At 73.2% G+C, this 26309-nt stretch carries 25 protein-coding genes and 1 pseudogene; 10 read left to right on the forward strand and 16 right to left on the reverse strand.

Annotated features, from left to right (window positions below):
- The 4 genes and pseudogenes from AC1UE5_RS09330 to AC1UE5_RS09345 form a co-directional block, all read left to right on the forward strand.
- A pseudogene (locus AC1UE5_RS09330) lies at nucleotides 1-643 on the forward strand (hypothetical protein); the annotation flags it as partial.
- The gene (locus tag AC1UE5_RS09335) at nucleotides 643-1089 is read left to right on the forward strand and encodes a YbaB/EbfC family nucleoid-associated protein (RefSeq protein ID WP_482922462.1); all 447 of its coding nucleotides are present in this window, start codon (nucleotides 643-645) and stop codon (nucleotides 1087-1089) included. The pseudogene AC1UE5_RS09330 and the gene AC1UE5_RS09335, both read left to right, overlap by 1 nt.
- 3 nt (nucleotides 1090-1092) lie before the next feature.
- Nucleotides 1093-1698: a recombination mediator RecR gene (recR, locus tag AC1UE5_RS09340; protein ID WP_482922464.1), complete on the forward strand. Its 606-nt coding sequence runs from the start codon at nucleotides 1093-1095 to the stop codon at nucleotides 1696-1698.
- Nucleotides 1699-1700: 2 nt separating this feature from the next.
- Entirely contained in the window at nucleotides 1701-2123 is a 423-nt protein-coding gene (locus AC1UE5_RS09345) for an HIT family protein (protein ID WP_482922466.1), read from the forward strand.
- On the opposite strand, the gene AC1UE5_RS09350 is transcribed toward AC1UE5_RS09345, so the two are convergent.
- Complete coding sequence (locus tag AC1UE5_RS09350) at nucleotides 2120-2539, reverse strand: nucleotide triphosphate diphosphatase NUDT15 (protein WP_482922468.1); 420 nt, start codon at nucleotides 2537-2539, stop codon at nucleotides 2120-2122. The two genes, AC1UE5_RS09345 and AC1UE5_RS09350, sit on opposite strands and share 4 nt — an antisense overlap.
- A 27-nt stretch (nucleotides 2540-2566) precedes the next feature.
- Here AC1UE5_RS09350 and AC1UE5_RS09355 point away from each other — a divergent pair, with 27 nt between their 5' ends.
- Complete coding sequence (locus tag AC1UE5_RS09355) at nucleotides 2567-3190, forward strand: HD domain-containing protein (RefSeq protein ID WP_482922470.1); 624 nt, start codon at nucleotides 2567-2569, stop codon at nucleotides 3188-3190.
- On the opposite strand, the gene AC1UE5_RS09360 is transcribed toward AC1UE5_RS09355, so the two are convergent.
- Nucleotides 3187-4272: a glycoside hydrolase family 3 N-terminal domain-containing protein gene (locus AC1UE5_RS09360; RefSeq protein ID WP_482922472.1), complete on the reverse strand. Its 1086-nt coding sequence runs from the start codon at nucleotides 4270-4272 to the stop codon at nucleotides 3187-3189. The genes AC1UE5_RS09355 and AC1UE5_RS09360 overlap by 4 nt on opposite strands.
- A gap of 50 nt (nucleotides 4273-4322) precedes the next feature.
- Between AC1UE5_RS09360 and AC1UE5_RS09365 the strand changes: the two genes are divergently transcribed.
- Together AC1UE5_RS09365 and AC1UE5_RS09370 are read left to right on the forward strand one after the other, a co-directional pair.
- Nucleotides 4323-5591, forward strand: a complete 1269-nt coding sequence (locus AC1UE5_RS09365; RefSeq protein WP_482922474.1) for an aspartate kinase — start codon at nucleotides 4323-4325, stop codon at nucleotides 5589-5591.
- A complete protein-coding gene (locus AC1UE5_RS09370) occupies nucleotides 5591-6634 on the forward strand; it encodes an aspartate-semialdehyde dehydrogenase (protein ID WP_482922476.1) in 1044 nt (347 codons plus the stop codon). Before AC1UE5_RS09365 ends, AC1UE5_RS09370 begins: the two co-directional genes overlap by 1 nt.
- Here AC1UE5_RS09370 and AC1UE5_RS09375 read toward each other — a convergent pair.
- Both AC1UE5_RS09375 and AC1UE5_RS09380 read right to left on the reverse strand, forming a co-directional pair.
- Nucleotides 6631-7845 (reverse strand): calcium-binding protein, encoded by a 1215-nt coding sequence (locus AC1UE5_RS09375; RefSeq protein WP_482922478.1) that lies wholly within the window; start codon nucleotides 7843-7845, stop codon nucleotides 6631-6633. The two genes, AC1UE5_RS09370 and AC1UE5_RS09375, sit on opposite strands and share 4 nt — an antisense overlap.
- A gap of 31 nt (nucleotides 7846-7876) precedes the next feature.
- On the reverse strand, nucleotides 7877-9451 hold the full coding sequence (locus AC1UE5_RS09380; RefSeq protein ID WP_482922480.1) for an adenylate/guanylate cyclase domain-containing protein: 1575 nt from the start codon (nucleotides 9449-9451) through the stop codon (nucleotides 7877-7879).
- Nucleotides 9452-9568: 117 nt separating this feature from the next.
- Here AC1UE5_RS09380 and AC1UE5_RS09385 point away from each other — a divergent pair, with 117 nt between their 5' ends.
- Entirely contained in the window at nucleotides 9569-11275 is a 1707-nt protein-coding gene (locus AC1UE5_RS09385) for an NEW3 domain-containing protein (RefSeq protein ID WP_482922482.1), read from the forward strand.
- Nucleotides 11276-11296: 21 nt separating this feature from the next.
- Here AC1UE5_RS09385 and AC1UE5_RS09390 read toward each other — a convergent pair whose 3' ends face one another.
- The 8 genes from AC1UE5_RS09390 to AC1UE5_RS09425 all read right to left on the reverse strand — a co-directional run bounded on the left by AC1UE5_RS09390 (nucleotide 11297) and on the right by AC1UE5_RS09425 (nucleotide 21471).
- A complete protein-coding gene (locus AC1UE5_RS09390) occupies nucleotides 11297-12193 on the reverse strand; it encodes a CoB--CoM heterodisulfide reductase iron-sulfur subunit B family protein (RefSeq protein ID WP_482922484.1) in 897 nt (298 codons plus the stop codon).
- Nucleotides 12190-13278, reverse strand: coding sequence for a succinate dehydrogenase/fumarate reductase iron-sulfur subunit (locus AC1UE5_RS09395; RefSeq protein WP_482922486.1), 1089 nt, complete (start codon nucleotides 13276-13278; stop codon nucleotides 12190-12192). The genes AC1UE5_RS09390 and AC1UE5_RS09395 overlap by 4 nt, the downstream gene beginning before the upstream one ends.
- Nucleotides 13278-14978 (reverse strand): FAD-binding protein, encoded by a 1701-nt coding sequence (locus AC1UE5_RS09400; protein ID WP_482922488.1) that lies wholly within the window; start codon nucleotides 14976-14978, stop codon nucleotides 13278-13280. Before AC1UE5_RS09400 ends, AC1UE5_RS09395 begins: the two co-directional genes overlap by 1 nt.
- A gap of 67 nt (nucleotides 14979-15045) precedes the next feature.
- Nucleotides 15046-16194 carry a site-2 protease family protein gene (locus AC1UE5_RS09405; RefSeq protein WP_482922490.1) on the reverse strand — a complete coding sequence of 383 codons (1149 nt, stop codon included), beginning with the start codon at nucleotides 16192-16194 and terminating at the stop codon, nucleotides 15046-15048.
- 19 nt (nucleotides 16195-16213) lie between these two features.
- On the reverse strand, nucleotides 16214-17008 hold the full coding sequence (locus AC1UE5_RS09410) for an alpha/beta fold hydrolase (protein WP_482922492.1): 795 nt from the start codon (nucleotides 17006-17008) through the stop codon (nucleotides 16214-16216).
- A gap of 35 nt (nucleotides 17009-17043) precedes the next feature.
- Nucleotides 17044-18681 carry an acyl-CoA dehydrogenase family protein gene (locus AC1UE5_RS09415; protein WP_482922494.1) on the reverse strand — a complete coding sequence of 546 codons (1638 nt, stop codon included), beginning with the start codon at nucleotides 18679-18681 and terminating at the stop codon, nucleotides 17044-17046.
- Between the two features lie 10 nt (nucleotides 18682-18691).
- Nucleotides 18692-20314: a putative bifunctional diguanylate cyclase/phosphodiesterase gene (locus AC1UE5_RS09420; RefSeq protein ID WP_482922496.1), complete on the reverse strand. Its 1623-nt coding sequence runs from the start codon at nucleotides 20312-20314 to the stop codon at nucleotides 18692-18694.
- Between the two features lie 92 nt (nucleotides 20315-20406).
- Entirely contained in the window at nucleotides 20407-21471 is a 1065-nt protein-coding gene (locus AC1UE5_RS09425) for an HD domain-containing phosphohydrolase (protein WP_482922498.1), read from the reverse strand.
- Between the two features lie 113 nt (nucleotides 21472-21584).
- On the opposite strand from AC1UE5_RS09425, the gene AC1UE5_RS09430 reads away from it, so the two are divergent.
- Both AC1UE5_RS09430 and AC1UE5_RS09435 read left to right on the forward strand, forming a co-directional pair.
- The gene (locus AC1UE5_RS09430; RefSeq protein ID WP_482922500.1) at nucleotides 21585-22802 is read left to right on the forward strand and encodes an NADP-dependent isocitrate dehydrogenase; all 1218 of its coding nucleotides are present in this window, start codon (nucleotides 21585-21587) and stop codon (nucleotides 22800-22802) included.
- Nucleotides 22802-23779, forward strand: coding sequence for a malate dehydrogenase (locus AC1UE5_RS09435; protein WP_482922502.1), 978 nt, complete (start codon nucleotides 22802-22804; stop codon nucleotides 23777-23779). Before AC1UE5_RS09430 ends, AC1UE5_RS09435 begins: the two co-directional genes overlap by 1 nt.
- Nucleotides 23780-23806: 27 nt before the next feature.
- Here the strand turns inward: AC1UE5_RS09435 and AC1UE5_RS09440 are convergent, their stop codons facing one another.
- From AC1UE5_RS09440 to AC1UE5_RS09455, 4 genes are read right to left on the reverse strand one after another with little or no spacing between them, the layout of a single operon-like run.
- Complete coding sequence (locus tag AC1UE5_RS09440; RefSeq protein ID WP_482922504.1) at nucleotides 23807-24211, reverse strand: hypothetical protein; 405 nt, start codon at nucleotides 24209-24211, stop codon at nucleotides 23807-23809.
- Nucleotides 24212-24259: 48 nt separating this feature from the next.
- Complete coding sequence (locus tag AC1UE5_RS09445) at nucleotides 24260-24871, reverse strand: GNAT family N-acetyltransferase (protein WP_482922506.1); 612 nt, start codon at nucleotides 24869-24871, stop codon at nucleotides 24260-24262.
- 42 nt (nucleotides 24872-24913) lie between these two features.
- On the reverse strand, nucleotides 24914-25369 hold the full coding sequence (locus tag AC1UE5_RS09450) for an SRPBCC family protein (RefSeq protein WP_482922508.1): 456 nt from the start codon (nucleotides 25367-25369) through the stop codon (nucleotides 24914-24916).
- Nucleotides 25366-26295 carry an NAD-dependent epimerase/dehydratase family protein gene (locus AC1UE5_RS09455; RefSeq protein WP_482922510.1) on the reverse strand — a complete coding sequence of 310 codons (930 nt, stop codon included), beginning with the start codon at nucleotides 26293-26295 and terminating at the stop codon, nucleotides 25366-25368. The genes AC1UE5_RS09450 and AC1UE5_RS09455 overlap by 4 nt, the downstream gene beginning before the upstream one ends.
- Nucleotides 26296-26309: the final 14 nt, after the last annotated feature.

Below are 26309 nucleotides of genomic sequence, written 5' to 3' on the forward strand. Positions count from 1 at the left end.
CTCCGCTCCCGCGCCCGCCGCGACCACGCCAGGCACGCCGCCCACCGGCGCGCCGCCCGCGGCGCCCGACGTCGCCCCGGTCGGCGGCGAGCGCAACGGCCACGCCTTCCCGCCGCCTGCGCCCGAGCCGCAGCATCCGCCGCAGCCGCCGGCGGCCCAGCCCGAGCCCCCCGGCGCCGAACCCGCGCACGCCACCGCGGTCGCGACCGCCGAGGTGCAGGAGGCGATCCAGCCGCCCGCGCCGGTCGCCCCCGCCGGAGCCGTCGACCTCGCGTGGGTCAAGCAGAACTGGCCCGCGGTCATCGACATGGTCAAGGGCGCGAACCTCATGCTCGGCGCCGCGGTCGCGAAGTCCCGGCCCGTCGAGCTGAACGGCGACGAGCTCGTGGCCGCGTTCGCCAGCGAGGACTCGTTCTACAAGCGCAAGGCCGACGACGTCGCGTGCCGGCAGCTCGTGGCCGACCAGCTGCGCAACCTCGGCGGCGGCACGCTGAAGCTCACGTTCGACCTCCGCGACGAGGTCGAGGAGGAGGTCGCGGCCACGGCCGCTCCCGCGCTCTCCGAAGACGAGATCATCGAGCGGTTCAAGCACGAGTTCGAGGCCGAGGAGATCGTGCCCGACGACGAGGAGCCCACGTCCTGATGCCCCAGCCCCCGAACCTCCAGAAGATGCTCCAGCAGGCGCAGGAGATGATGGCCGCGCAGCAGGAGGCCCAGGAGGCGCTCAAGGAGGAGCGCGTCGAGGTCTCCGCCGGCGGCGGGATGATCAAGGTCGTCGCCACCGGCGACCTGCGCCTGGAGTCGATCACGCTCGACCCCGACGCGGTCGACCCCGAGGACGTCGAGATGCTCCAGGACCTCGTCCTGGCCGCGGTCAACCAGGCGCTGTCGCAGGCGGAGGAGATCGCGGCCAAGAAGATGGAGGGCCTCGGCGGCGGGGGCGGGTTCGACCCGGCCAGCGCGCTCGAGTCCCTCGGGCTCGGCGGCGGGCTGGGTGGCCTCGGCGGCGGTCTCGGCCCGGGCGCTCCGGGCGGAGCGCCCGGCGGGATGAACCGCGCGGCGCGCCGCGCGGCGAAGAAGAACCGGTAGCGCTTGTACGCCCCCTCCGTCCAGCGCCTGATCACCGAGCTCGGCAAGCTGCCGGGCGTCGGCCAGCGCACCGCGCAGCGGCTGGCGTTCCACCTGCTGCGCGCGACGCCGGAGGAGGCCAACGCGCTCGCGGACGCCATCCGCGAGGTGAAGGAGAAGATCGGCCTCTGCGAGATCTGCTTCAACCTCGCGGACGAGCCGACCTGCCGCATCTGCCAGGACACGCGCCGCGACGGCGGGCTCATCTGCGTCGTGGAGGAGCCGGGCGACGTCATCCCGATCGAGCGCACGCACGAGTTCAACGGGCGCTACCACGTGCTCGGCGGCGCGCTGTCGCCGATCGACGGCGTGGATCCGGAGGACCTCAAGCTCGCCGAGCTGTTCCGCCGCATCACGACGGCGGACGAGCCGATCCGCGAGGTCGTCGTCGCGACCAACCCGACGACGACCGGCGAGGCGACCGCGCTCTACATCGCCGACGAGCTGCGCGAGCGCGCGCCGGCGACGAGCGTCACGCGGCTCGCGTCCGGCCTGCCGGTCGGCGGGGACCTCGAGTACGCGGACGAGGTCACGCTCGGGCGCGCGCTCGCCGGGCGCCGCACGCTGTAGCGATGGCCGCGGCGAAGGCCTGCCTCTTCTGCCGCATCGCGGCGGGCGAGGAGAAGGGGTTCGTGGTCTACGAGGACGACGCGTTCGCCGCGTTCCTCGACATCCGCCCGCTCTTCCCGGGCCACGTCCTGCTCGTGCCCAAGGCGCACGTCGAGGCGGTCTGGGACCTGCCGCCGGAGCTGGTCGGCCCGCTCGGCGAGCGCGTCCAGCGGCTGAGCGTGGCGGTGCGCGACGCGATGGGGTCCAAGGGCGTCTTCAACGCCGTCAACAACATCGTCTCGCAGTCGGTCCCGCACCTGCACGTGCACGTCGTCCCGCGCAACCCGAAGGACGGCCTGCGCGGGTTCTTCTGGCCGCGCACGAAGTACGCCGACGACGCGGAGGCCGAGGAGGCCGCCGCGGCGATCCGGGCCGCGCTGGGCTAGGGCCGCCAGCCGGTCGCGCGCAGCGCGGTGACCGGCAGGAAGAGCGTGTCGGGCAGGGCGTCCCACGCGAACCACTCCCACGCGGTCGCCTTGTCGGGCTCGCGCAGCTCGGGCTCGCGGCCGGGCGCGACCTCGACGCGGTGGTGGAGCGTCACGTAGTGCAGCCCCTCGTCGGCGAAGACGTCGTTCGTCCACGCGACCGGCGCGACGTCCACCGCGACCAGCCCCGTCTCCTCCTCGAGCTCGCGCGCGGCGGTCGCCTCGGGCGTGTCGCCCGGGTCGAGCTTGCCGCCGGGGAAGCCCCACGTGCCCTCGCCGTGTGCGCCCTGGCGGCAGCCGAGCAGCACGCGGCCGTCGCGCACGACGATCGCGCTGACGCCGACGCGGGGGATGGCGATCTCGGGCACGGTGGTCACGGCGCAGGAGGGTGCCACACTCGGACGGTGTCCCACGGCCCCGACCTCGGCGTGCTCGGCCTCGACGCCGACACCCAGCGCAGCCTCGACTTCCTCACCGTCGCGCACGGCCTGACCGGGGTCGAGCGGCTCAACCGCCTGATCGACGGCTCGCGCGGGGAGACGAGCGCCGAGCACTCCTGGCACCTCGCGCTCTACGCGCTCGTCCTGCACCCGCGCGTGGCGCCGGAGACCGACCTCGGCCGCGTCCTGTCGATGCTCCTCGTCCACGACGTCGTGGAGGTCGATGTGGGCGACACGCCCTTCCACGACACCGCGGCCCGTGCGGCGATCGCGGACGCCGAGGCCGCCGCCGCGGTCCGCCTCTTCGGCCTGCTCCCGGACGACGTCGGCACGCACGCGCACGCGCTGTGGGAGGAGTTCGAGGCAAGCGAGACCCCCGAGGCGCGCTTCGCCCGCGGCCTGGATCGCCTCCAGCCGCTCGTCCTGCACTGGTCCGGCGACGGCTCGGCGTGGCGCGCGGGCGACCGCACGGCCGACCAGCTCCGCACCCGCCTGCTGCCGGAGATCGAGCGCCACTGGCCGCCGCTCGTCCCGATCGCCGCCGCGGTGATCGACGACGCCGCGCGGCGCGGCATGGTCCGCGCCTAGCCGTCCGCCGCGGCCTTGCGCAGCGCGGCAGCGTGGCGGAGCGCCTCGTCGAACCGCGCGCGCGGCACCCGCCCGGCGGCCACCGCGCGCACAAGCGCACGGACCGCCCCGTCCTGCTCGGCGCGGCCGCCGGGGACGAAGAGGAGGTCGCATCCGGCGCGCAGCGCGGCGACGGCGGCCTCGCCGACCGTTCCGCCGGTGGCCGCGGTGGCGGCGACGAGGTCGGCGCTGATCACCGCGCCCTCGAAGCCGAGCCGCTCCCGCAGCAGGCGGACCGCGTCGGGCAGGAGCGTCGCGGGCGTCACGCCGTCCCACGCCGCGTAGACCGCCGCGCTCATCTGCATCGCCGGCGCCTTGCCCACCACGCCCGCGAACGGCCGTACGTCGCGCGCGACCAGCTCCTCCAGCGAGAGGCCGACGGTCGCCGGGCCCGCGGAGGGATCCTGCGACGCCGCGCCCTCGCCGGGGAACCGCCCGGGCGCGGGGCTGACGCCCGCGGCCTCCCAGCCGTCGACCGCCTGGAACGTGAACGCCGCGGTGCGCTGCGGGTCGTCGCCGTAGGAGCGCTGGGAGGCCGCGCTCCCCTCGACGCCGAGATCCGCGGACGGCGCGAGCACGACGTCGACGCCGAGCCGGCCGAGGCGGCGGCCGCTGCGCAGCGCGGTCGTGCGCGCGTCGCGCTGGGTGCCCTCCGCCCCGAGCGTCGGCTGGGCCGCCGGGCCCAGGCCGGGGAACTCGGAGGGGTCCACGACGATCAGCGGGAGCGGCCGCCGCTGGCGCCGGGCACGCCGCTCCTCCCGGCGGATCAGCGCGCGCAGCTGGGTGGTGGAGCGGAAGTCCGCGCCGCTCACGTACAGCGCGCCCCAGATGCGCTGCGGCCCGCGGTCGACGGGGAAGCCGACGACGAAGAGCTGCGCGGCCTGGCGCTCGAGCGCGGCGGCGTCGCGCGCGGGCGTGGTGGCGGTCTGCGTCGTGGTCGCCGTGGTGCCGAAGCGCGAGCCGCCCTCGGGCACGCTGCGCCCGCCCCCGTCCGGGTTCGAACCGCCGCTCACGAGCAGCACGACGGCCGCGGCCGCGGCCATCGCGATGCCGGCTACCACCAGCGCCCAGCGCCTCATATCCTCCACCCGCGATGCCGGAGACCGTGGTCATGAAGTTCGGCGGCACGTCGGTCGCCGACGCCGAGCGCCTCAAGCGCGCCGCCAAGCGGATCGTCGAGAAGCGCGAGCAGGGCCACGACGTCGTGGCCGTCCTCTCGGCGCGCGGCAAGGAGACCGACCGTCTCATCGCCGACGCGCAGGAGATCTCCCCCGATCCCGACCCGCGCGAGATGGACATGCTCCTCTCCACGGGCGAGCGCGTCTCCTGCGCGCTGTGCGCGATGGCGATCAACGACCTCGGGCACCGGGCCATCTCCCTGACCGGCTCACAGGCGGGGATCGTGACAGACACGTCGCACACGAAGGCCCGCATCCTCGACGTGCGCGCGGATCGCATCCGCGAGGCGCTCGACTCCGGCTCGATCGTGCTGGTCGCCGGCTTCCAGGGCGTGTCGACCGCGAAGGACGTCACGACGCTCGGCCGCGGCGGCTCCGACACGACCGCCGTCGCGCTCGCCGCCGCCGTCGGCGCCGAGGTCTGCGAGATCTACACCGACGTGGACGGCGTGTTCACGGCCGACCCGCGCATCGTGCCGGAGGCGCGCAAGCTCTCCGTGGTCACCTTCGAGGAGATGCTCGAGATGGCCGCGTCGGGCGCCGGCGTCCTGCAGCTGCGCTCCGTGGAGTACGCGCGCAACCACGGGGTTCGAATCCACTGCCGTTCGAGCTTCCACGACAAGCCCGGTACGGTGGTGGTCGGAGACGACGAGACCGTGGAACAGCCCCTCATCACCGCCGTGACGCACTCCTCGGGCGAGGCTCGCCTCACCCTCGTGGGCGTGCCCGACATCCCCGGCATCGCCGGGCGGATCTTCACGACGCTCGCGGACGCGAACGTCAACGTGGACATGATCATCCAGAACGAGCCGGTGGGCGAGGGCGCCCAGGCCGAGGTCTCGTTCACGGTCCCGAAGGACGACCTGCGCACGGCCCAGGCGGCGCTCCAGCCGCTGGTCGACGAGGCGGGCATCGCCAACGTCGTCGCCGACGAGTCGATGGGCAAGGTCTCCATCGTCGGCGCGGGGATGAAGTCGCACCCCGGCGTCGCCGCCAAGGTCTTCCGCACGCTCGGCGAGGAGGGGATCAACATCGACATGATCTCCACGTCGCCCATCAAGATCTCCTGCGTCGTCCAGGGCGACCAGCTCAAGCAGGCGGTGCGCTCGCTGCACAGCGCGTTCGAGCTCCAGGGCCCCGACACGATGCGGCCCGAGAACCCGTTCGGGGAGTTCGCCGCCTGATGCGCGTCGCCGTCGTCGGAGCCACCGGTGCCGTCGGCACCATCATGCGCGACCTGCTGCGCAAGCGCGGGTTCAAGGCCGACGCCGTCGTGCCGTTCGCGAGCGAGCGCTCCCGCGGGCGCGAGCTGCCGAACACCGACGAGCCGTGCCGCGTCCTCGCCGAGGACACCATCCAGGACTTCGACCTCGCGCTGTTCAGCGCGGGCGGCGCGACCTCGCGCGAGTGGGCGCCGAAGTTCGCGGCGGCCGGCGCGGTCGTCGTGGACAACTCATCCGCCTGGCGCATGAGCGACGACGTGCCGCTCGTGGTGACCGAGGTCAACCCCGACGCGCTGGCCGGCCACAAGGGCATCGTCGCCAACCCGAACTGCACGACGATGGTCGCGATGCTGCCGCTCAAGGCGCTGCACGACGCGTTCGGCCTGCAGGCGATGGTGGCGACGAGCTACCAGGCCGCGGGCGGCGCGGGGCAGAAGGGCATCGACGAGCTCGCCGCCCAGGTGCCGGTCGTCGGCGCCGACGTCGACCTGCTCGTCAACGACGGCGACGCCGCGCGGCGCAAGGTCGAGGCGTCGGTCCACGCCGACACGCTCGCCTTCAACGTCGTGCCCTCGCTCGGCAAGGTCGTCGAGGACGGCTACACCGACGAGGAGATCAAGCTCCGCAACGAGTCGCGCAAGATCCTCGACATCCCGGGCCTGCAGGTCTCGCCGACCTGCGTGCGCGTGCCGGTGATGGTCGGCCACGCGGTCGCCGTCCGCGCGATCTTCGAGCGCGAGCCGTCGCTGGACGAGGCGCACCGCGTGCTCGAGGCGTTCCCGAACCTCGTCGTCCAGGACGTCCCGACGCCGCTCGAGTGGGCGGGCCGGGACGAGGTCGCGGTCGGCCGCATCCGCCCGGATCTCGGCGTCCCGAACGGCCTCAACCTGTTCGTCGTCGGCGACAACCTGCTCAAGGGCGCGGCCCTGAACACGGTGCAGATCGCCGAGGAGCTCGTGGCGCGCGACCTCGTGCGCCCGGCCTCCGCCGTCGCGGCGTCCTAGCGGCGCAGGCGCACGACCCGCTCGCAGGCGGCCGTGCGGTCGCCGGAGCCGGCGATCGCCGTGTCGGTCCCCGTGCCGCAGACCAGCAGGTCGCGGCCCGGGCCGCCGATGAGGAGGTCGTCGCCCGTGCCGCCGACCAGCACGTCGTGGCCGGCGCCGCCGTCGAGGCGGTCGCGGCCGCTGCCGCCGTCGACGCAGTCGTCGCCGGGGCCGGCGTAGACCTCGTCGTCGCCGCCGCGGGCGCGGATCAGCTCGGCGCGGGGCGCGCCGAAGAGGCGGTCGGCGCGGTTCGTGCCGCGTGGCGCGCTCAGCGTGGCCAGGCGGCTCGTGGGGCAGATGTCCGGGAGCGACGTGGAAGGGCGTGAGGACGGGCGCGACGCCACGCCGGCGAAGAGCTCGGGCGCGGGCGACGCCAGCAAGGCGGCCGGCTCACGGGCGGTCGGCGCGGCCGGCGCGGCGTTGGTGTTCGCGGGCGGGCGCGGCTCGTCGGGCTCATCGGGCGGCGTGAACGGCGCGGCATCCCCGCCCTCGACCGGCACCGCGACCGCGCCGGCGGTCGTGCTCACGAGCAGCTGGGCGTCGGCCAGGCGCGCCGCGCGCAGCCAGACGCGGCAGGACTCCCCGGGCGCCAGCGTCCGGCCGGTGCAGCCGTCCTCGGTCACCTCGACCCCGGACGCGCCGCGCTGGGCGGCGGCCGCCGCGGTCGATGCGAGCATCGTCGCGGTGACCGTCAGGCCGTCCGGCCCGGCCACGATCTCGACGGGCTCGGCGGCGCCGGTCTCCGGCAGGCGCAGCGCGGCGGGCGCCGCGAACGGCTCGGCGCCGTCCGGGTAGCCGACGCGGATCTCGCCCGCCAGCGGCGGGGCGTCCACGCAGCGCTGCTCGTACCAGCCCCACAGCCGGGTGACGTTGCCGACGTCGTCGTGCACGACCTCGCGGACGTCCCACGTGCCGCCGGCCGGCTCGCAGGCGCGGGCCGAGAACGCGACGCGCGGCTCGGGCCCGGTGAGGTCGACTCCGACGCTCGCGGTCTCGTCCGCGGCACGGACGACGAGGCCCTCGAGCGCGACCGTCGCCGCGGGCTCGCGGAGCACCGTCCCGCCGCTCACCGTCACCCACGACGCGCCGTGCGCGACGGCCGGCAGGCCGCACGCCGCCCCGACCACGATCGCGGCGATCAGCAGGCTGCTGCGTCCGTGCGAACGACCCACGTCGCGACACTACAGACCTCACCGTCCGGTGTCAGACCGGAGCTGCCACGAGGGTCGCACGCCGACGGCCGCGGAGCACGACCTCGTCGCACGACGCCCAGCGCTCGCCCTCGTCGCCGGACGCGCGATCGACCACCACGGACGAGACGAGCAGGCGCGCGTCACGCCGCTTGGCGAGGTCGCAGAGGCGCGCCGCCTCGTTGACCGGATCGCCGATCACCGTGTACTCGAACCGCCGCTCGGCGCCGATGTTGCCGGCGACGCACGGCCCGGCCGAGACGCCGATCGCGGCGTCCACGTCGGCCAGCACGTGGAGGCGGTGGCGCAGCTCGCGCGCGGCGCGCAGGACGGCGCCGGCCGCGTCGTGGTGGTCGGCCGGCGCGCCGAACACCGCGAGCGCCGCGTCGCCCTCGAACTTGTTCACCCAGCCGCCGTGGCGCTCGACGACGTCGACGACCACCGCGAAGAACCGGTTGAGCAGCGCGACCACCTCGTCCGGCGGCCGGCGCGCCGCCAGCGACGTCGAGCCGATCAGGTCGACGAAGAGCACCGCGACCTCGCGCTGCTCGCCGCCGAGCCGGACGCTCTCGCCGTCGGCGGCGCCGTCGAGGGCGGTGCGCGCGACCTCCTCGCCGACGTGGCGTCCGAACAGGTCGCGGAGGCGCTCGCGCTCCTCCAGCCCGGCGGCCATCGCGTTGACGCCGCTCTGCACGAGCCCGACCTCGCTGCCGTCGTTGACGGTCACGCGCGCCTGCAGGTCGCCGGCGCGGATGCGGCCGAGCGCGGAGCGCACGCCGCGCAGCGGGTCGGCGACCGAGCGCGCGGCGAGCAGCGTCCCGACGAGCCCGGCGCCCGCGGCGGCCACGGCCAGGGCGAGGACGCTGACCCCGAGCCGCTCGGCCGAGAAGTCCGGGTCGACGATCATCTGGACGGCGAGGATCATCAGGCCGAGCAGCGGGACGCCCGTCGCGCACGCCCACACCAGCACGAGCCGCCCCGTGACGCCCGGGCCGCGCGCGACGAGCTCGGGCTCGTCCGCGAGCGCCCGCGCGGTGACCGACCGCATCAGCCGCTCGGACAGCAGGTAGTCGAGCGCCGAGCACGTCAGCCCGCCGAGCACGATCGTCACCGCGACGTGGCCGGCGAACTCGGGCGTCGCGATCGCCGCGTTGAGCGCGAAGAACACCGCGGCGCCGATCGCCCACCCGACCGCGCCCGTGACGGCGCACCGCAGCGGGAGCGCGAGCACGCGGGCGCGCTCGGCCGCGCTCGACGGCCGGCCCGCCCGCAGCCAGCCGGAGATCGGCGCGTACTCACGCGCGCTGATCCGCCACGCGACGGCGCTGCTGAGCGCGAGGAACGCGAGGCCGACGAGGCCGTTGACGAGGAAGAGCGTGCCGCGGCTGAGGTCGCTCTCCGGCGTGGGGAGGATCAGCCACAGGAGGAGGAAGACGTCGAGCGCGCCGACGGCGGTGGCGGCGGTCTGCGCGGTGGTCAGGCGCCGGTGCGTCCCGTCGTCGGCCCAGACGGCGTGGCACCCCGCCTCCCGGTCGCGCTGCCGGCCGGCGTGGCGGGTGAGCCGCAACGTGCCGGTGCCCGCGCCCATGCAGGGACGGTACAGGTTCCTGCGTGCCGTGACGAAACGGTCCATGTGACGTCGGTCACGCACCGTGGCGCGTTGCCGCTGTCGCGGCACATGGGTGAACCGCATTAGGATGCGCGTGTGTTCGGCAGGGGAAACCGCGCGCGTCGCCGCCTCGTCGGCGCGACGCTGCTCTGCGCCGCGTTGGCCGGCGCCACTGCGGCGCCCGCGGGCGCCGAGGTCCGTTCGGCCCAGGGCAGCGACGCCCTCAACGACCAGACGAGCGTGCAGGGCGGCCACGACATCGGCGCCGTGCAGGTCGCGTACGACAGCGCGGGCGCCGCCACGGCGAGCGTCACGCTGCGCGAGGCGCCGTCGGCGGCCGCGGACGGCTACCTGCGCGTCTACCTCGGCAGCGGCTCGCGGACCGACTGCACGCCGCAGGCGCAGGTGCTGGCGGTTCTCCATCCGGCGAACACCGAGGGCGCGGCGTACGCGGTGCCCTCGACGGGCTCCCTGACGCTCGGCGGCACGCGGACCATCGTCGACAAGACGGTCACGATGCAGGTGTCGGGCGACAAGCTGCGCGGGCTCACGGTGGAGTGCGCGCTGGTCGGCACGACCAGCACGACGGACGTCTTCGACGCCTTCGGGCTCGACCTGCCGGTCACGCAGGCCGACCCGCCCCCGCCGCCTCCGCCGGCACCGACCCCCACGCCCACGCCGACCCCGACGCCGAGCCCCTCGCCGACGCCGGCGCCCGCGCCCAAGCCCGAGCCGGTCAAGCCGCCCGAGGGCGTCAAGCTCACCGTCGAGCTGCCCACGGTCGCGCCGCTGCGCACGAACCGGTGGGCGACCGCGAAGCTGCGCGTCGTCAACAGCGGCACGAAGGCCGCGCGCGACGTGCGGCTGAAGGTCACGCTCCCGCGGGGCGTCAACGCCAAGCGCAAGACGGTGAGGCTCAAGACGATCCGCGCGGGCAAGAAGGCGACCGCGACGCTGAAGCTGCGCCTCACCAGCCAGGCTCGCGCGACGTCGACCGTCCGGGCGACGGTGACCTCGAAGACGAAGGGCGTCAAGCCGCTCAAGAGCGACCTGGTCCTCAAGAAGTGGCGCAAGTCCAGCACGAAGAAGACGAAGGGCACCAAGGATCAGGCCGCGCCGCCGCCGTCGATGGTCGGCCTCGCGTTCACCCGCGCGGAGGTCGACGTGCTCTCCAGCAACCGGTGGTTCGCGTTCACCTTCATGGACGACAAGTGGGTCTACCGCGGCGTGCCGGAGGAGAGCGGCTTCCCGCCCTGCACCGCCAAGACCGCGGGTGTCGACGAGCGCGGCGACGAGACGGACGGCTGCCTGCCGTACCACTACGACCCGGCGAACAACTCGCTGACGATCGACGGCCAGGCCTACCTGGTCTCCGCCGACCGCACGAGCATCACGCTCGGCGAGAACACGTGGACGCTGAGCCCGATCCCGGCCGCCGGCTCGACGTGGAACCTCGCGCTCAAGGGGATCGACGTCTGGGGCTACTGGCCGAACCAGACCGTCCAGCAGAACTGGCTGACGATGACCACGACGGGCCTGTTCGCGCTGTCGCGCGAGACGCTCGGCACGTTCGGCGGTGGGGCGATGATCCCCGGCGGCGGCAACTTCGCCTCGGTCTCGCCGGACCAGAAGGGCACCTACGCGGTGCTCCCCAACGGCACGCTCGAGCTGCGCTACGAGAGCGGCGAGGTCGTGCGCAAGTCGATCATGGTCCTGCGCGACGCGAAGACCGGCGACGCGGACCCCGCGCGAGTCGGCCTGCTCCTCGGCGGGGTCCAGTACTTCCTCGACACCGACGACTGAGCCCGTCGGGGCCGGCGTCGCCTACGCGACGCCGGCCACCACCGCGTTCGACCAGTCGATGACCGACGTCGGCTTGACGACGTGGCGGCCGAGGCCGAGCTCCTTCTCGTCGAGGCCGAAGGCCAGGCCGAGGAGCTGCGGCAGGTGCAGGACCGGCAGGCCGAGGTCGCGCCCGGCCAAGCGCTCGGCCAGCGGCTGCTGCAGGTCGAGGTTGAGGTGGCAGAGCGGGCAGGGGGTGACCAGGCAGTCGGCGTCCTGGTCGATCGCGTCGCCGATGTGGCGGCCGGCCATCTTCAGCGACGCGTCCTTGTTCATGGTCACGATCGGGAAGCCGCAGCACTTGTGCTGGCCGGCGTACTCGATGACCGTGCCGCCCAGCGCCTCGATCAGCAGATGCAGGTACCGGTCGCGCGGGCGCTCGGTGTCGATGCCCAGGCGGTCGGTCGGGCGGATGATGTAGCAGCCGTAGAACGGACCCACCTTCAGGTCGGTCAGCGGCCGCTTGACGCGCGCCTTGACCTCGTCGAGTCCGATGTCCTCGACGAGCATCCACAGCAGGTTCTTGTTGACGACCTTGCCGGTGTCGTACCGCAGGCCGCCCTCGAGGTTGCCGTTGATGTGCTCGCGGTACTCGGCGTTCGCGTCGAGCCGTTCCTGCGCCTCGCTCTGCGACCCCTGGCACGTCGAGCAGATGTTCATCATCGCCGCGTCCGTCTGCTGCGCCAGCGCGAACGTGCGGGCGTTGAGCGTGTCGGCCAGCTCCTGCGAGTGCTCGGCGATCACGCCCGCGCCGCAGCAGTTGCCGCGGTCGAGCTCGATCAGCTCGATGTCGAGCAGCGGGGCGACCTTCGCCATCGCGCCGTGCAGCTCCGGCGTGAAGCCGCGGCTCACGCAGCCGGGCCAGTACGCGACCTTCATGCCGTCGCCTCCTTGTGCTCCTCCGCCGGGGAGTCGTCGTAGCCGGTGACGTAGAGGTTGAGCTCGACGCGCTCGTCGCGGCCCTCCACCACGTCGTAGATGCGCTGCACGTCCTTGAGATCCTCGCGCGCGAGCTTGTGGCCCAGCGCGGCCTGCTTGATGCCGACCTTGCGGCGGACGATCGCCTTGGTGATCGCCGGCAGGGAGGAGACGAGCTCCTGCCCGGCGGCGGGGTGGAACTTGCCGAACCACGAGTCGCCGCCGTACGAGCGCGGCAGCAGCTCGGCCTCGTGCAGCAGGCCGTAGCCGCGGATGAGCGAGACGAACGCCCGCTCGTGGCGGTTGCCGTTGTTGCGGTCGTCGATCTCGTGGTCGTCGCCCGCGATGCGCCGCAGCCGCATGATCTGGTTCATCGGCGCGACGCCCTTGGGGCACGCCTCGATGCAGTTGAAGCAGTGCGTGCAGTCGTACATGCCGTGCGGGTCCTCGGCGAGGTCCTTCAGGCGCTCGTACTGCTCGGCGTCGCGCGGGTCGCCCACGAAGCGGTAGCTCTTGGCGAGCGCGGCCGGGCCGACGAACAGCGGGTCGACCTCCATCGACAGGCACGACGCGACGCACGCGCCGCACTGGATGCACGCCATCGACTGCGTGACGTCGACCATGTTGTCGTGCGGGACGACGTACTCGCGCTCGGGCACCGGCTCCTTGGCCAGCAGCCATGGCGTGACGCGCTTGATCTTCTTCCAGTGGACCGCGTCCATGTCGACGATCAGGTCCTTGATCACCGGCATGTTGTTGAACGGCTCGACCTCGATCACGCCCTCGCGGCCCGTCGCCTGGGCCACGTCGAGGTGGGTGTGGCAGGCCAGGCCCGCGCGCCCGTTGATCATGACGCCGCAGGACCCGCAGATCGCCGCGCGGCAGGAGCACCGGATGCCGATCGACCCGTCCTGCTGGCCCTTGGCCTGCAGGATGCCCTCGAGCACGGAGTTGTGCGGCTCGAGGTCGACGGTGTACTCGGCCCAGTACGGCGGCTGGCCGCTCTCGGGGTCGTAGCGCCGCAGGCGCAGCGTGAACTCGGCCACTAGTACTTCCTCTCCTCGGGCTGCCAGCGCGTGATCGTGACCGGGGAGTAGTCCACCTTCGGCACGTCGTCCCCGTTGCGCGAGATCGTGATGTGCTTGAGCCAGTCGTCGTCGTTGCGCTCGGGGAAGTCGGTGCGGAACTGCGCCCCGCGCGACTCCTTGCGCTCGATCGCGCCGATGACGGTGGCCTCGGCGGTGTCCAGCAGGTAGCCGAGCTCGAGCGCCCCGAGCACGTCCTGGTTGAACACGGTCCCGCGGTCGTCGATGTACGCGGTCGCGGCCTCCTCCTTGAGCCGGCGCACGACCTGGTGCGCCTGCTGGAGGCCCTCCGCGTCCCGGAAGACGGCCACGAACTTGTTCATGGTCGTCCCCAGCTCGTCCTTGATCCCGGAGACCCGCCGGCCGGTCTTCGGCCGGTCGATGATCGCCTGGATCTCGCCGGCGTCGCGTTCGGCCGCGCCGGCGGCCGAACGGCTCTGCGGCATCGGCGTCTCGCGCGCGCGCCGGGCGGCGTGCTCCCCGGCGCGCCGGCCGAAGATGAGCGTGTCGAGCAGCGAGTTCGCGCCGAGGCGGTTTCCGCCGTGCACCGAGACGCAGGCGCACTCGCCGGCGGCGTAGAGCCCCTCGATCGCCGTCGCGCCCCACGCGTCGGTCTTGACCCCGCCCATGATGTAGTGCTGGCCGGGCCGGATGAGGATCGGCTCGCGGGTGATGTCGACGCCCGCGAAGTCCTTGCCGATGTTGACGATCTCGCGGAGCGCCTCGAGCGTGCGCTTGCGCGGCACGACCGTCACGTCGAGGTAGATGCCCTCGCCGTTCGGCCCCGCGCCGCGGCCCTCGTTGATCTCCGTCTGCTCGGCGCGCGAGACGACGTCGCGCGACGCCAGCTCGAGCTTGTTCGGCGCGTACTTCTCCATGAAGCGCTCGCCGTTGCCGTTGAGCAGGTGCGCGCCCTCGCCGCGGGCGCCCTCGGTGATGAGGAAGCCGTTGGTGACCAGGCAGGTGGGGTGGTACTGGACCATCTCCATGTCCATCAGCTGCGCGCCGATGCGGAACGCCTGGCTGATGCCGTCGCCGGTGCAGATGAGCCCGTTGGTGGTCGGCTTCCACGCGTGCCCGGCGCCGCCGCTGGCGAGGATCACGCTCTTGGCGGTGAACGTCTCCATCCGCCCGGTGCGGATGTCCCGCGCGACCGCGCCGACGCATCGGCCCTCGTCGTCCTGGACGAGCGACGTGGTGAACCACTCCTCGTACGAGTCCACCCGGTCGGCGTACTTCATGATCTGCTCGTAGAGCACGTGCAGGATCGCCTGCCCGGTGATGTCCGCCACGTAGTACGTCCGGGCCTGCGACGCGCCGCCGAACGCGCGGGTCCCGAGGTGGCCCTCGTCGTCGCGGTGGAACGTGACCCCGATGTGCTCGAGGTGGATGATCTCCTCCGGCGCGGCCCGCGCCATGATCTCGATCGCGTCCTGGTCGCCCAGGTAGTCCGACCCCTTCACGGTGTCGAACGCGTGCGACTCCCACGTGTCCCCGGCCTTGAGCGCGGCGTTGATCCCGCCCGCCGCGGCCACCGAGTGGGACCTGACGGGGTGGACCTTGCTCATGATCGCCACGGAGGCGCCGGCGTCGGCGGCCGCGAGTGCGGCGCGCTGGCCTGCGAGGCCGGCGCCGATGATCAACACGTCGTGTGCGGGCATCGCCGCGCAAAGTAACGGATGTCACCGCCTTAGGGTGACCTGCGTCACACCTCTTATGTGAGCGATGTCACGGAAGCGCGGCGGTGAGCGCTCTTCGGACCTGCTCGACCGTCAGCACGCCGCGCAGCACGCCGCTCTGGTCGACCGCCATGACGGCGCCCAGGCGGCGCAGCGGCTCGGCCCCGACGACGGCCTCCAGCGGCTGGTCGGTGGAGACGGGGTCGCCCGGCGTGAGCACCTCGTGGGCCGACAGCGCGGGCTGGCCGGCGTTGATCGCGGCGCCGATCCGCTCCCGCTCGGCGATGCCCAGCAGGCGGCCCTGGTCGTCGACGACGGCGGCCCAGTCGGCGTTGTGGCGCGCGAACCAGTCCTCGGCGTCGATCAGCCGCGTGGACGCCGGCAGCGTGAGCGGATGCGGGTCCATGATGTCGCCGACGGTGACGCCCTCCAGCCGGTCGGTCACGCGCGCGCTGACCGCCGCGGACTTGGCCGAGCCGGCGATCAGCCAGCCGAGCACGACCCACCAGATGCCGCTGAACGCGTCGTCGGACGTGAACAGCACGTACAGGCCGTAGCCGGCCATCAGGTAGCCGAAGCCCTGGCCGAGGCGGGCGGCCGCGACCGTGCCCTTCGTCCGGTCGCCGGTGACCTTCCAGATGATCGCGCGGGCGATCCGGCCGCCGTCGAGCGGGAACGCCGGGATGAGGTTGAAGACGAAGAGGATCGCGTTCATCGACGCGACGAACGCGATCAGCAGCTCGACCGGCTCGGGCGCCGAGCCGTCCTCGAGCGTGGCGAGGTCGAACGCCTCCCCGAACCCGGCGACGACCGCGGTGATCGCGTAGCAGAGCGCGACGATCAGCAGCGTGACCGCCGGGCCGGCCGCGGCGACCTTGAACTCCTCGCCCGGCGACTGCGAGTCGCGGTCGAGCTTGGCGATGCCGCCGAACAGCCACAGGTCGATGCCCTCGATGTTGATCCCCGAGCGGCGCGCCGCGAAGGCGTGGCCCAGCTCGTGCAGGATGATCGAGCCGAAGAACAAGAGCGCCGCGATGACCGCGACGACGTAGGCCTGCTCCGAGGAGCCGCCGAGGGCGTCCTGGAAGGAGCCCGAGAGGACGTAGATCGCGAAGAACAGGATCAGGAACCAGCTGGGGCTGGCGCCGACCCGGATTCCGCTGATCCGGAACAGCTGGATCGAACGCTCACCCAACACGGTGAGACAAAGCTACTCCCTAGGACCGGACACGCGTGAGGAAGGCGGCGAGCGCGGCGGCGACGTCGTCCGGCGCGTCCTCCTGCGGGAAGTGGCCGACGCCGTCGAGCACGACCAGGTCGGCGTGCGGGATCTCGCGCTGGAAGCGGTGCGCGCTCGCGACCGGCGCGAACGTGTCGTCGGCGCCCCACAGCAGCAGCGTCGGGACGTCCAGCGCCGCGAGCCGGCCTTCGGTGCCCGCGAGCTGCGCGAAGTCGCCGGAGCGGTAGAGCTCGAGCTGCGCGGCGCGCCGCTCCGGGTCGGCGTAGCCCTTCCAGTACTCGTCGAGCGCGCCCTGGGTGACGTGCGGCGACGCGCTCCGCAGCAGCTCCCCGAACGTCGCGCGGGTCAGCCCGGCGAGGAGCCGCTCCCCCTCGCCGTCGGTGCGCAGCGCGCGGGCGAGCCCGTGCCACTTGCCGTCGGGGAAGAAGCCGGTGCTCATGATCGCCAGCGCGCACACCGCGTACGGCCGCTCGATCGCCCACCGCAGCCCGATCAGCCCGCCCCAGTCGTGCGCGATCAGCGCGACCGGCGCCAGCTCCTCCTCGGCCACGAAGTCGTCGAGGCAGTGCACGTGCTCCTCCCACGTCGCGGCGCGTCCGTCGAGCGGCGCGCTGTCGCCGTAGCCCGAGAAGTCCGGCGCGACCGCCCGCCACCCGGCCGCCGCGATCGCCGGCATCACGGCGTGCCAGACGTACGAGCTGTTCGGATAGCCGTGGAGCAGCAGCGCGACCGGCGCGTCGGGGTCCCCGGCCTCCCGGAAGGCGAGCGGCATGGCGCCGCCAGCCTCTCAGAGCGGCGCGCGGGCGGCTAGAGGACCGGCGTGTGGCGGTCGACGATCGCGCGCGCGTCGACGCCGCGGGGGAGGGTGCCGAAGGCGAGGCCCGCGTCGCCCGCCAGGCGTGAGGCGCAGAACGCGTCGGCGACCGCGGGCGGGGCGTGGCGGACCAGCAGCGAGCCCTGGAGCGCGAGCGCGAGCTTCTCGACGATGCGGCGCGCGCGGATCTCGACGCCCTCGAGATCGGCGAACTCCGCGCGCAGGCCGTCCACGAACGCATCCAGGCGCGCGTCCCCTCCCGCGGCCTCGTCGACCTCGGCGAGGTACGCGTCGAGCACGGCCGGCTGCTTCGCCAGCGCACGCAGCACGTCGAGCGCGTTGACGTTCCCCGAGCCCTCCCAGATCGAGTTGACCGGCGCCTCGCGGTACAGCCGCGGCATCCCGGAGTCCTCGACGTAGCCGTTGCCGCCGAGGCACTCCATCGCCTCGAACGCGTGCGCGGGCAGCCGCTTGCAGACCCAGTACTTGCCGACGGCCGTGGCCAGGCGCTTGAACGCGGTGTCCTCCTCGTCGTACGCGCGCGCCAGGCGCATCGCCAGCGCCGTCGCGGCCTCGGACTCGATCGCCAGGTCCGCGAGCACGTTCTGCATCAGCGGCTGGTCGACCAGCGTCTTGCCGAACGCGCTGCGGTGCGCGGCGTGCCACGTCGCGTTCGCCACGCCCCAGCGCATCCCGGCGGCGCTGCCGATCACGCAGTCCAGGCGCGTGTGGGCGACCATCTCGATGATCGTCGGGACGCCGCGGCCGGGCTCGCCGACCAGCCAGCCGAAGGTCTGGTCGAACTCGACCTCGGACGACGCGTTGGACCTGTTGCCCAGCTTGTCCTTCAGGCGCTGGAGCCGGAACGTGTTGCGCGTGCCGTCCGGCAGGATCCGCGGGACGAGGAAGCACGACACGCCCTCGTCCGTCTGGGCCAGCACCAAGAAGACGTCGCACATCGGCGCGCTGCAGAACCACTTGTGGCCGGTGAGTCGGTAGCCACCGGCCGCGTCGTCCGGCACCGCACGGGTCGTGTTCGCGCGCACGTCCGAGCCGCCCTGCTTCTCGGTCATCGCCATGCCGCACTTGGCGCTCGCCTTGTCGGCGCGCAGCAGCGGGTCGTACGACGCGGCGGTCAGCTTGGGGATCCACTCGTCGGCCAGCGCGGGCGTCGAGCGCAGCGCGGGCACGGCGGCGAAGGTCATCGTGATCGGGCAGCCGTGGCCGCCCTCGGCCTGCGCCGTCGTCAGGTAGAGGGCGGTGCGCGCGACATGGGGGTTGGCCTCGCCCGACGTCCACGGCAGCGCGTGGATCTGGTGCTCGGACGACAGCGCCATGAGCTGGTGGTAGGCGGGGTGGAACTCCACCTCGTCGATGCGGTTGCCGTACCGGTCGTGCGTCCGCAGCACCGGCGGGTTCGCGTTGGCCTGGAAGCCCCAGACGGCCAGCGGCTCGCCGCCCCAGATGCGCCCGACCTCCGCCGCGCGCGCCTTCGCCCACCCGGCGCCTTCGCGCTCCAGCGCCTCCACGAGCGGGAGGTTCGTCGAGAACAGGTCGAGATCCGCGAGCGGCGGGACCTGGTTCGTGACCTCGTGGGTCGTGAACGGGGCGGACAGCGCATCGACGGCCATGTCGCGGAGGTTACGCCAGCGGCGCCGGCCGGCCGAACAGCCACCCTTGTCCGTAGTCGACGCCGCACTCGCGCACGGCGGTCGCCTGGTCGGGCAGCTCGACCCCCTCCGCGATCGTCGTCATCCCGTGCGCGTCGGCGACCGACACGATCGCCTCGACGATCCGCCGGTCGCGCGTGCTGCCCGGCAGCTCGCGCACGAACTCCATGTCGATCTTCAGCGCCGCGACCGGCAGGTGCTTGAGGTAGGAGAACGAGCCGAACCCGGTGCCGAAGTCGTCGAGGGCCGTCCGGCAGCCCGCGCGCGCGAGCGTCGCGCACAGCGTGGCGGCGTGCTCCATCGAGGCGATCGCGGCGGTCTCGGTGATCTCCAGCAGCAGCGCGCCGGGCGGGAGCCGCGCCGCGGCGACCGTGCGCGTCAGCCAGGTCGTGAAGCGCTCGTCGGTGATGGAGCGGGCCGAGAGGTTCGCGGCGACGGGCATCCCGCGCGCGGCCAGCGCGAGCGCCCGCTCGATCACCCAGCGGTCGATGCCGGACATCAGGCCGAACCGCTCGGCGGCGGGGAGGAAGGCTCCGGGCGGCACCTTCCGCCCGTCGCCGTCGACGAGCCGCACCAGCAGCTCGTGGCGCGCGACCGGCCGGGCGCCCTGGAGGGAGACGATCGGCTGGGCGCACAGCGTCAGGCGGTCCTCGCGGACGGCCCGGCGCACGCGGTCGGCCCACTGCAGCGGGCCGGGTCGGGCGAGGTCCGCGACGACGAGCCGCCCGCGGCCGGTCTCCTTGGCCTCGTACAGCGCCGCGTCGGCCGCGGACATCAGCTCCTCGGCGCCCGCCGGCCGGGGCCCAGGCAGGTGCACGACGCCGGCGCTGATCGTCGCGCCGAAGCGCTGGACGCACTGCGTGGCCGCGTCGACCAGCGTCGTCGCGACGCCGAGCGCGCCCGCCGGCTCCACCCCGCCGAGCAGCACCGCGAGCTCGTCCCCGCCGAGCCGCGCGACGACGTCGCTGCGGCGCACGTGCTCGCGCAGCGTGGCGGCGAGCCGGCACAGGAGCTCGTCGCCCGCCGCGTGGCCGTACGTGTCGTTGACCATCTTGAAGTGGTCGACGTCGAGGGTGAGCAGCGCGCCGCGCCACTCCCCGCGCGCGGCGAGGCTCGCCGCCCGCTCGACGGCGCTCTCCAGGTAGCGGCGGTTGTACAGGCCGGTGAGCGCGTCGCGCTCGGCGCCGTGGCGCAGCGCCTCCTCCATGCGCTTGCGCTCGGTGATGTCCTGGCCGATCACCGCCAGGCCGTCGCCGCCCTCGAGCAGCCCGAACGTGCAGACCGCGTCGAACAGCTCCCCCTCGGCGGTGAGGGCGACGGCGTCCTGCTGGCCGACGGCGCGGCCCGCGAGCGCGAGGTCGATCACGTGCCGCATGCGGACCCGGTCCGCCGGCGCGAACAGCTCGACCATCGGGCTGCCGATCGTCGCGGCCGCCGGGCGGCCCCACATCTTCGCGGCGCCCGCGTTCCAAGACGTGATGCGCCGGTCGCGGTCGATGGCGAACGCCGCGTCGGGCGTCGCCTCGACGATGCCCGCGAGGTTGCGGCACTCGGCCAGCGCGGCGGCGTGGTCGGTCTGGCCTGGCGGGCTCAAGACCTCGACGGGTCCCCGCTCGCACCGGAAGTCAGCGCGCCGACGTTGGCCGGCAACGCGGGCGCGCCGCGGCAGACCGGCGAGGCCGGGCGCTACGCGGCGACGCGCTTGAGCGGCTCGGCGACCGGCTCGAGCAGCAGGCGTTCGTCCAGCCGGTTGAACGCCGCGACGACCTCGGGGTCGAACTGCCGCCCCGCCTGGTCCTGGATCTCCTGGACGGCCTTGTCCAGCGGCCACGCCTGCTTGTGCGGGCGCGGGTGGGCGAGCACGTCGAAGACGTCCGCGACGGCGGTGATGCGGCCGGCGAGCGGGATCGCGTCCTCGGCCAGCCCGTGCGGGTAGCCGCTGCCGTCCCACCGCTCGTGGTGGGAGCGGGCGATCTGCTCGGCCATGCGGAGGATGGGGGAGCGCGAACCGCTGAGGATGCGCGCGCCGTGCGTCGTGTGCGCCTCGAGCATCTTGCGCTCGTGCTCGGAGAGCTTGCCCGGCTTGAGCCAGACGGCGTCCGGGATGCCGATCTTGCCCACGTCGTGGAGCGGCGCGGCGAGGCGGATGTGCTCGACGACGTCCGGCGAGAGCCCCAGGCGCGCGGCCAGCAGCGCGGCGGTGCGGCCGACGCGCTTGGTGTGCATCTGGGTGTCGTCGTCGCGGTACTCGGCGGCCAGCGCGAGGCGCTCGAGCGTCTCCTTGCGGGCGTCCTCGAGGTCCGCGGTGCGGGCTCGCACCCAGCGCTGGAGGTCGTGGTTGCGGTCCTCCAGCGCGCGCTGCAGGCGGCGGGTCTGGAGGAGGTTGCCGACGCGCAGCAGCACCTCGACGCGGTCGAGCGGCTTGGTGACGAAGTCGCGCGCGCCGAGGCCGAGCGCGCGGCGGCGCGTCGTCGGCGTGTCGTCGGCGGTGAGGACGAGGCAGGGGATGTCGAGGTCGACGATCCGCTGCAGGAGCGAGAACCCGTCGATGTTCGGCAGCTGGAGGTCGAGCACGACGAGATCGGGGTCCCACCGGTCGAGCAGGACGTCGAGGACGGCGGGCGCCGCGGCCGTCCGGACGTTCTCGTACCCGGCCGCATGGAGCATGCGCTCGAGCAGGCTGGCGCTGTCGACGTCCTCGACGACGACGATGCGCTGCTGGGTTCCGGATCCGTCCGGGACGAGCGTCATGGCCTTCTCTCCATCGACCGCCGGCCGCGAGAGTTGAGCGCGGATGGCCCGAAGGGCGACGCGTCTGGACGAGTCCCTTACTAGCCTCCCTGCCGCCCACGACAAGGACACGCATGGCCAAGATCAAGGTGAAGGACCCCGTCGTCGAGCTCGACGGCGACGAGATGACGCGGATCATCTGGCAGTTCATCAAGGACCAGCTGATCCTCCCCTACCTCGACGTCGAGCTGAAGTACTACGACCTCGGGATCGAGTCGCGTGACAAGACCGACGACCAGATCACGGTCGACGCGGCGAACGCGATCAAGCAGTACGGCGTCGGCGTCAAGTGCGCGACGATCACGCCGGACGAGGCGCGCGTCGAGGAGTTCGGGCTGAGCCGGATGTACCGCTCGCCCAACGGCACGATCCGCAACATCCTCGGCGGCGTCATCTTCCGCGAGCCGATCGTGATCTCCAACATCCCGCGCCTGGTGCCGGGGTGGACGAAGCCGATCATCATCGGCCGTCACGCGTTCGGCGACCAGTACCGCGCCGAGGACTTCGTGGTCCCCGGCGAGGGCAACCTGACGCTGACGTTCACGCCGAAGGACGGCGGCGAGCCGATCGTCCGCGACATCTTCGACTTCCCGGGCGGCGGCGTCGCCATGGGCATGTACAACCTGGACTCGTCGATCCGCGACTTCGCGCGCGCGTCGATGCGCTACGGCCTGGACCGCGGCGTGCCGGTGTACATGTCGACGAAGAACACGATCATGAAGGCCTACGACGGGCGCTTCAAGGACCTGTTCCAGGAGGTGTTCGACAACGAGTTCAAGGCCGACTTCGAGAAGGCTGGGCTGACCTACGAGCACCGCCTGATCGACGACATGGTCGCCGCGGCCCTCAAGTGGGAGGGCGGCTACGTCTGGGCCTGCAAGAACTACGACGGCGACGTGCAGTCCGACACGGTCGCCCAGGGCTTCGGCTCGCTCGGCCTGATGACGTCGGTGCTGATGACGCCGGACGGCAACACCGTCGAGGCCGAGGCGGCGCACGGCACGGTCACGCGCCACTACCGCCAGCACCAGCAGGGCAAGCCGACCTCGACGAACCCGATCGCGTCGATCTTCGCCTGGACCCGCGGCCTGGCCGCGCGCGGGCGGATGGACGGCACGCCGGACGTCACCGCGTTCGCGGAGACGCTGGAGAAGGTCTGCATCGAGACCGTCGAGAGCGGCAAGATGACGAAGGACCTCGCCCTGCTCGTCGGGCCCGACCAGGAGTTCCAGACGACGCAGGAGTTCCTCGCGTCGATCGACGAGAACCTCAAGAAGGAGATGAACGCCTGATGGCCACTCGGGTTGCCGTGACCGGCGCTGCCGGTCAGATCGGCTACGCCATCCTCTTCCGCATCGCCTCCGGCCAGGTCTTCGGGCCGCACGAGAAGGTGCAGCTGTCGCTCCTGGAGATCCCGCAGGCGGTCAAGGCCGCCGAGGGCACCGCCATGGAGCTCGACGACTGCGCGTTCCCGCTGCTGGAGTCGATCGACATCCACGACGACGCCACCAAGGCGTTCGACGGCGTCAACGCGGCGTTCCTCATCGGCGCGCGCCCGCGCACGAAGGGGATGGAGCGGGCCGATCTCCTCGAGGCCAACGGCGGCATCTTCAAGCCGCAGGGCGAGGCGCTCAACGCGGGCGCCGCGGACGACGTCCGCATCCTCGTGGTCGGCAACCCGGCCAACACGAACGCGCTCATCGCGCGCTCCAACGCGCCGGACATCCCGGCCGAGCGGTTCACCGCGATGACCCGCCTGGACGAGAACCGCGCGGTCGGCATGCTCGCCAAGAAGGTGGGCGTCGGCGTCGAGGACATCCAGGACCTCGTCATCTGGGGCAACCACTCCCCGACGATGTTCCCGGACCTCTTCAACGCGAAGGTGAACGGCAAGAAGGCCGTCGACGTCGTCGGCGACATGGACTGGTACGAGAACGAGTACCTCCCCAAGGTCGGCAAGCGTGGCGCGGCGATCATCGAGGCGCGCGGCGCGTCGTCGGCCGCCTCGGCCGCGTCCGCCGCGATCGACCACATGCGCGACTGGGTCCAGGGCGCCGACGGCCTGCGGTCGATGGCCGTCCCGTCCGACGGCTCCTACGGCGTGCCGGAGGGCCTGGTGTCCTCGTTCCCGGTGAAGGTGTCCGGCGGCTCGTACGAGATCGCGCAGGGCCTCGAGGTCGGCGAGTTCGCGCAGTCCAAGATCGACATCACCGTGAACGAGCTGTCCGAGGAGCGCGAGGCCGTGCGCAAGCTCGGCCTCGTTCCGTAGCTCGCAGCGCTGCTGCCCGGAGGACGCCTACGCGGCGTCCTTCGGGAACCAGCCCCGGCCGTCCTTGCGGACCTGGCCGTCCTGCTCGAGCCCGGGAAGGACGCGGTAGAGGTAGTTCTGCTGGATCCCCATCTGCTGCGCCATCTCGGGGATCGTGATGCCCGGCGACTTGCGCACGAGGTCGAGGGCCTCGTTGGCGCGCGTGCCCGAGCCGCGCGGGCGCCCGCGCCGGCCGTTGCCGCCGCCGCCCGACCTGCTCGCGCCACCGCCGGAGCTGCGCTGACCGCCGCCACCGCCGCCCCCCCGCGGCGCCTGCACGCCTTCGAGCGCGGCGAGCGCCGCCTCGAGCTTGCGGAACTCCTCGACGTGCGGACGCAGCTCGTCCAGGCGCGCGGAGATCTCGCTCTTCTTCTCTTCCAGAAAATCGGCCATGGCCGCTTAACCGTAACTCTTACTGACACATGAGAAGCAAGATCGCCGTCATCGGTGAAGTGACAGAGACGTTTCGGTGGCTGACCGCGCCGACGTTCGGCCAGTCGCCTGACGCCACTCCTCGGCGAGCATCGCGTAGAGCAGCTCGTCGGTCCACTCGCCGTGCATCCGCTCGTTCTGCAGGAAGTGGCCCTCCTGCCGCATCCCGAGCCGCGCGGCGACGCGGGCGGACGCGGCGTTGCGCGCGTCGAGCCGCGCGTGCACCCGGTGCAGCCCCGCGTCCTCGAACGCCAGGCGCAGCATCGCCCGCGCCGCCTCGGTGGCGTAGCCGCGCCCCTGGTGGTCGGGGTGCAGGACCCAGCCGATCTCGCCCTGCTCGTGCTCGGAGCTGCGCCAGAACAGGTAGGCCTCGCCGACCATCGCCTGCGTCTCACGGACCTCGACGACGAGGCACAGGTGGTCGTCGACGGCGCGGATGTCCGACCGGGTGCGCTTGTCGGCGAGCGCCGCGGTCAGCTCCTCGGGCGAGCGCCGCCCGACCGGCAGGTAGCGCGTCACGTCCTCGCGGCCGTAGAGGTCGAGCAGCGCGTCGAGGTCGTCCTCGCGGTAGGGACGCAGGTCGAGGCGCTCGGTCGTGATGGGGTACGTCGGGGACAGCATCGGGCGGCAGCGTACGGGGCGCCGCCGAGCCGGACGCGCGGGCTACGCGCGGACGCGGCTCTCGGCGAGCCGCTTGAGGTTCTCCAGCGAGGCGAGCGCCTCGCGCTCCGGGATGCCGCCGGCGATGACGCGCTCGGCGGTCGCGCCCAGCGGGCCGAACGGCGCCTTGAACTGGTTGCGGTAGTGGAAGCGCGTCCCGCCGCCCTCGGCGGTCAGCTGGTTCTCGATGAACGCCTTGGAGCGCATCGGGCCCTTGCCCTCGAAGCGCGCGAAGTGCGGCGCGTCGACCTCGACGAGGTCCCACGTCACCCAGAACGGGACGCCGCGCAGGCACAGCTGCTGCTTCATCTCGAAGCCCTCGCGGCGGAAGTCGCCGCGGACGTCCTTGACCTCGCGGGCGATCGTCACCCACCGCAGGGTGCCGCTCGGCTCCATGGCCAGCTCGAAGACCTCCTCGACAGGGGCCTGGATCAGGATGTCCACCTCGACGAGGCTCATCGCGCGCCAACGGTACCCGGCTCGAGCTCCTCCCACTCCCGCAGGGCGCGCTCGACGGCGCGATCGAAGCGGTGGAGCTTGACCCCGAGAAGCGGTGCGGCGGCGTCGTCGCGCGGGAGGATGTCCGCGCCGAGCGAGCCCATCAGCGGCTCGATCAGCCCCGGGTCCTCGCCCGCGATCGCGGCGGCCAGGCGGCTGGCGACGCCGTTCATCGTCACCGGCACCCCGACGCGCGGGCGGCCGACGACCATGTGCTCGGCGATCCGCTCCATCATCTGCCCGTACGTCATCACGTCGGGTCCGGCGATGTCGAGCGAGCGGCCGCCCGCCTCCGGCACCGTCGCCGCGCGGGCGAGGAACGCGAGCATGTCGCGCCCGTCGATCGGCGCGGTGCGGTACCTCGCCCACGGCGGCAGGGGGAGCACGGGCACGCGCTCGACGAGCCGGACGAGGAAGCGGAACGACCGCGACCGCGCGCCGATGACGATCGAGGCGCGCAGCGCGACCGAGTCGGGGACGGCCTCGAGCAGCAGCTCCTCGACCTTGAGGCGGCTGGCCATGTGCGGGGAGACCGGGCCGTCGGGGAGGATGCCGCCGAGGTAGACCACACGCCGCACCCCGGCGCGCACCGCCGCCTCCGCGAACGCCCGCGCCCCCTGCTCCTCGCGCTGCGCGAACGTGCCAGCTGCGGCGTCGGCCCGCTCCATCGAGTGGATCAGGTAGTACGCGACGTCGACGCCGTCGAGCGCCTCGTCCAGGCCGGCGCCGGTGAGCACGTCGCCGCGCGTCGTCGGCGCCGTGACGCCCGCCGCGCGCGCCCGCTCGGGGTCGCGCGCGAGCCCGACGACGTCGTGCCCTGTCGCGCTGAGCCGCGGCGCGAGCGCGCCGCCGACGTAGCCGGTGATGCCGGTGACGAGAACCCTCACACCCAACTCCTATA

This window comes from Parviterribacter multiflagellatus, assembly GCF_056863265.1.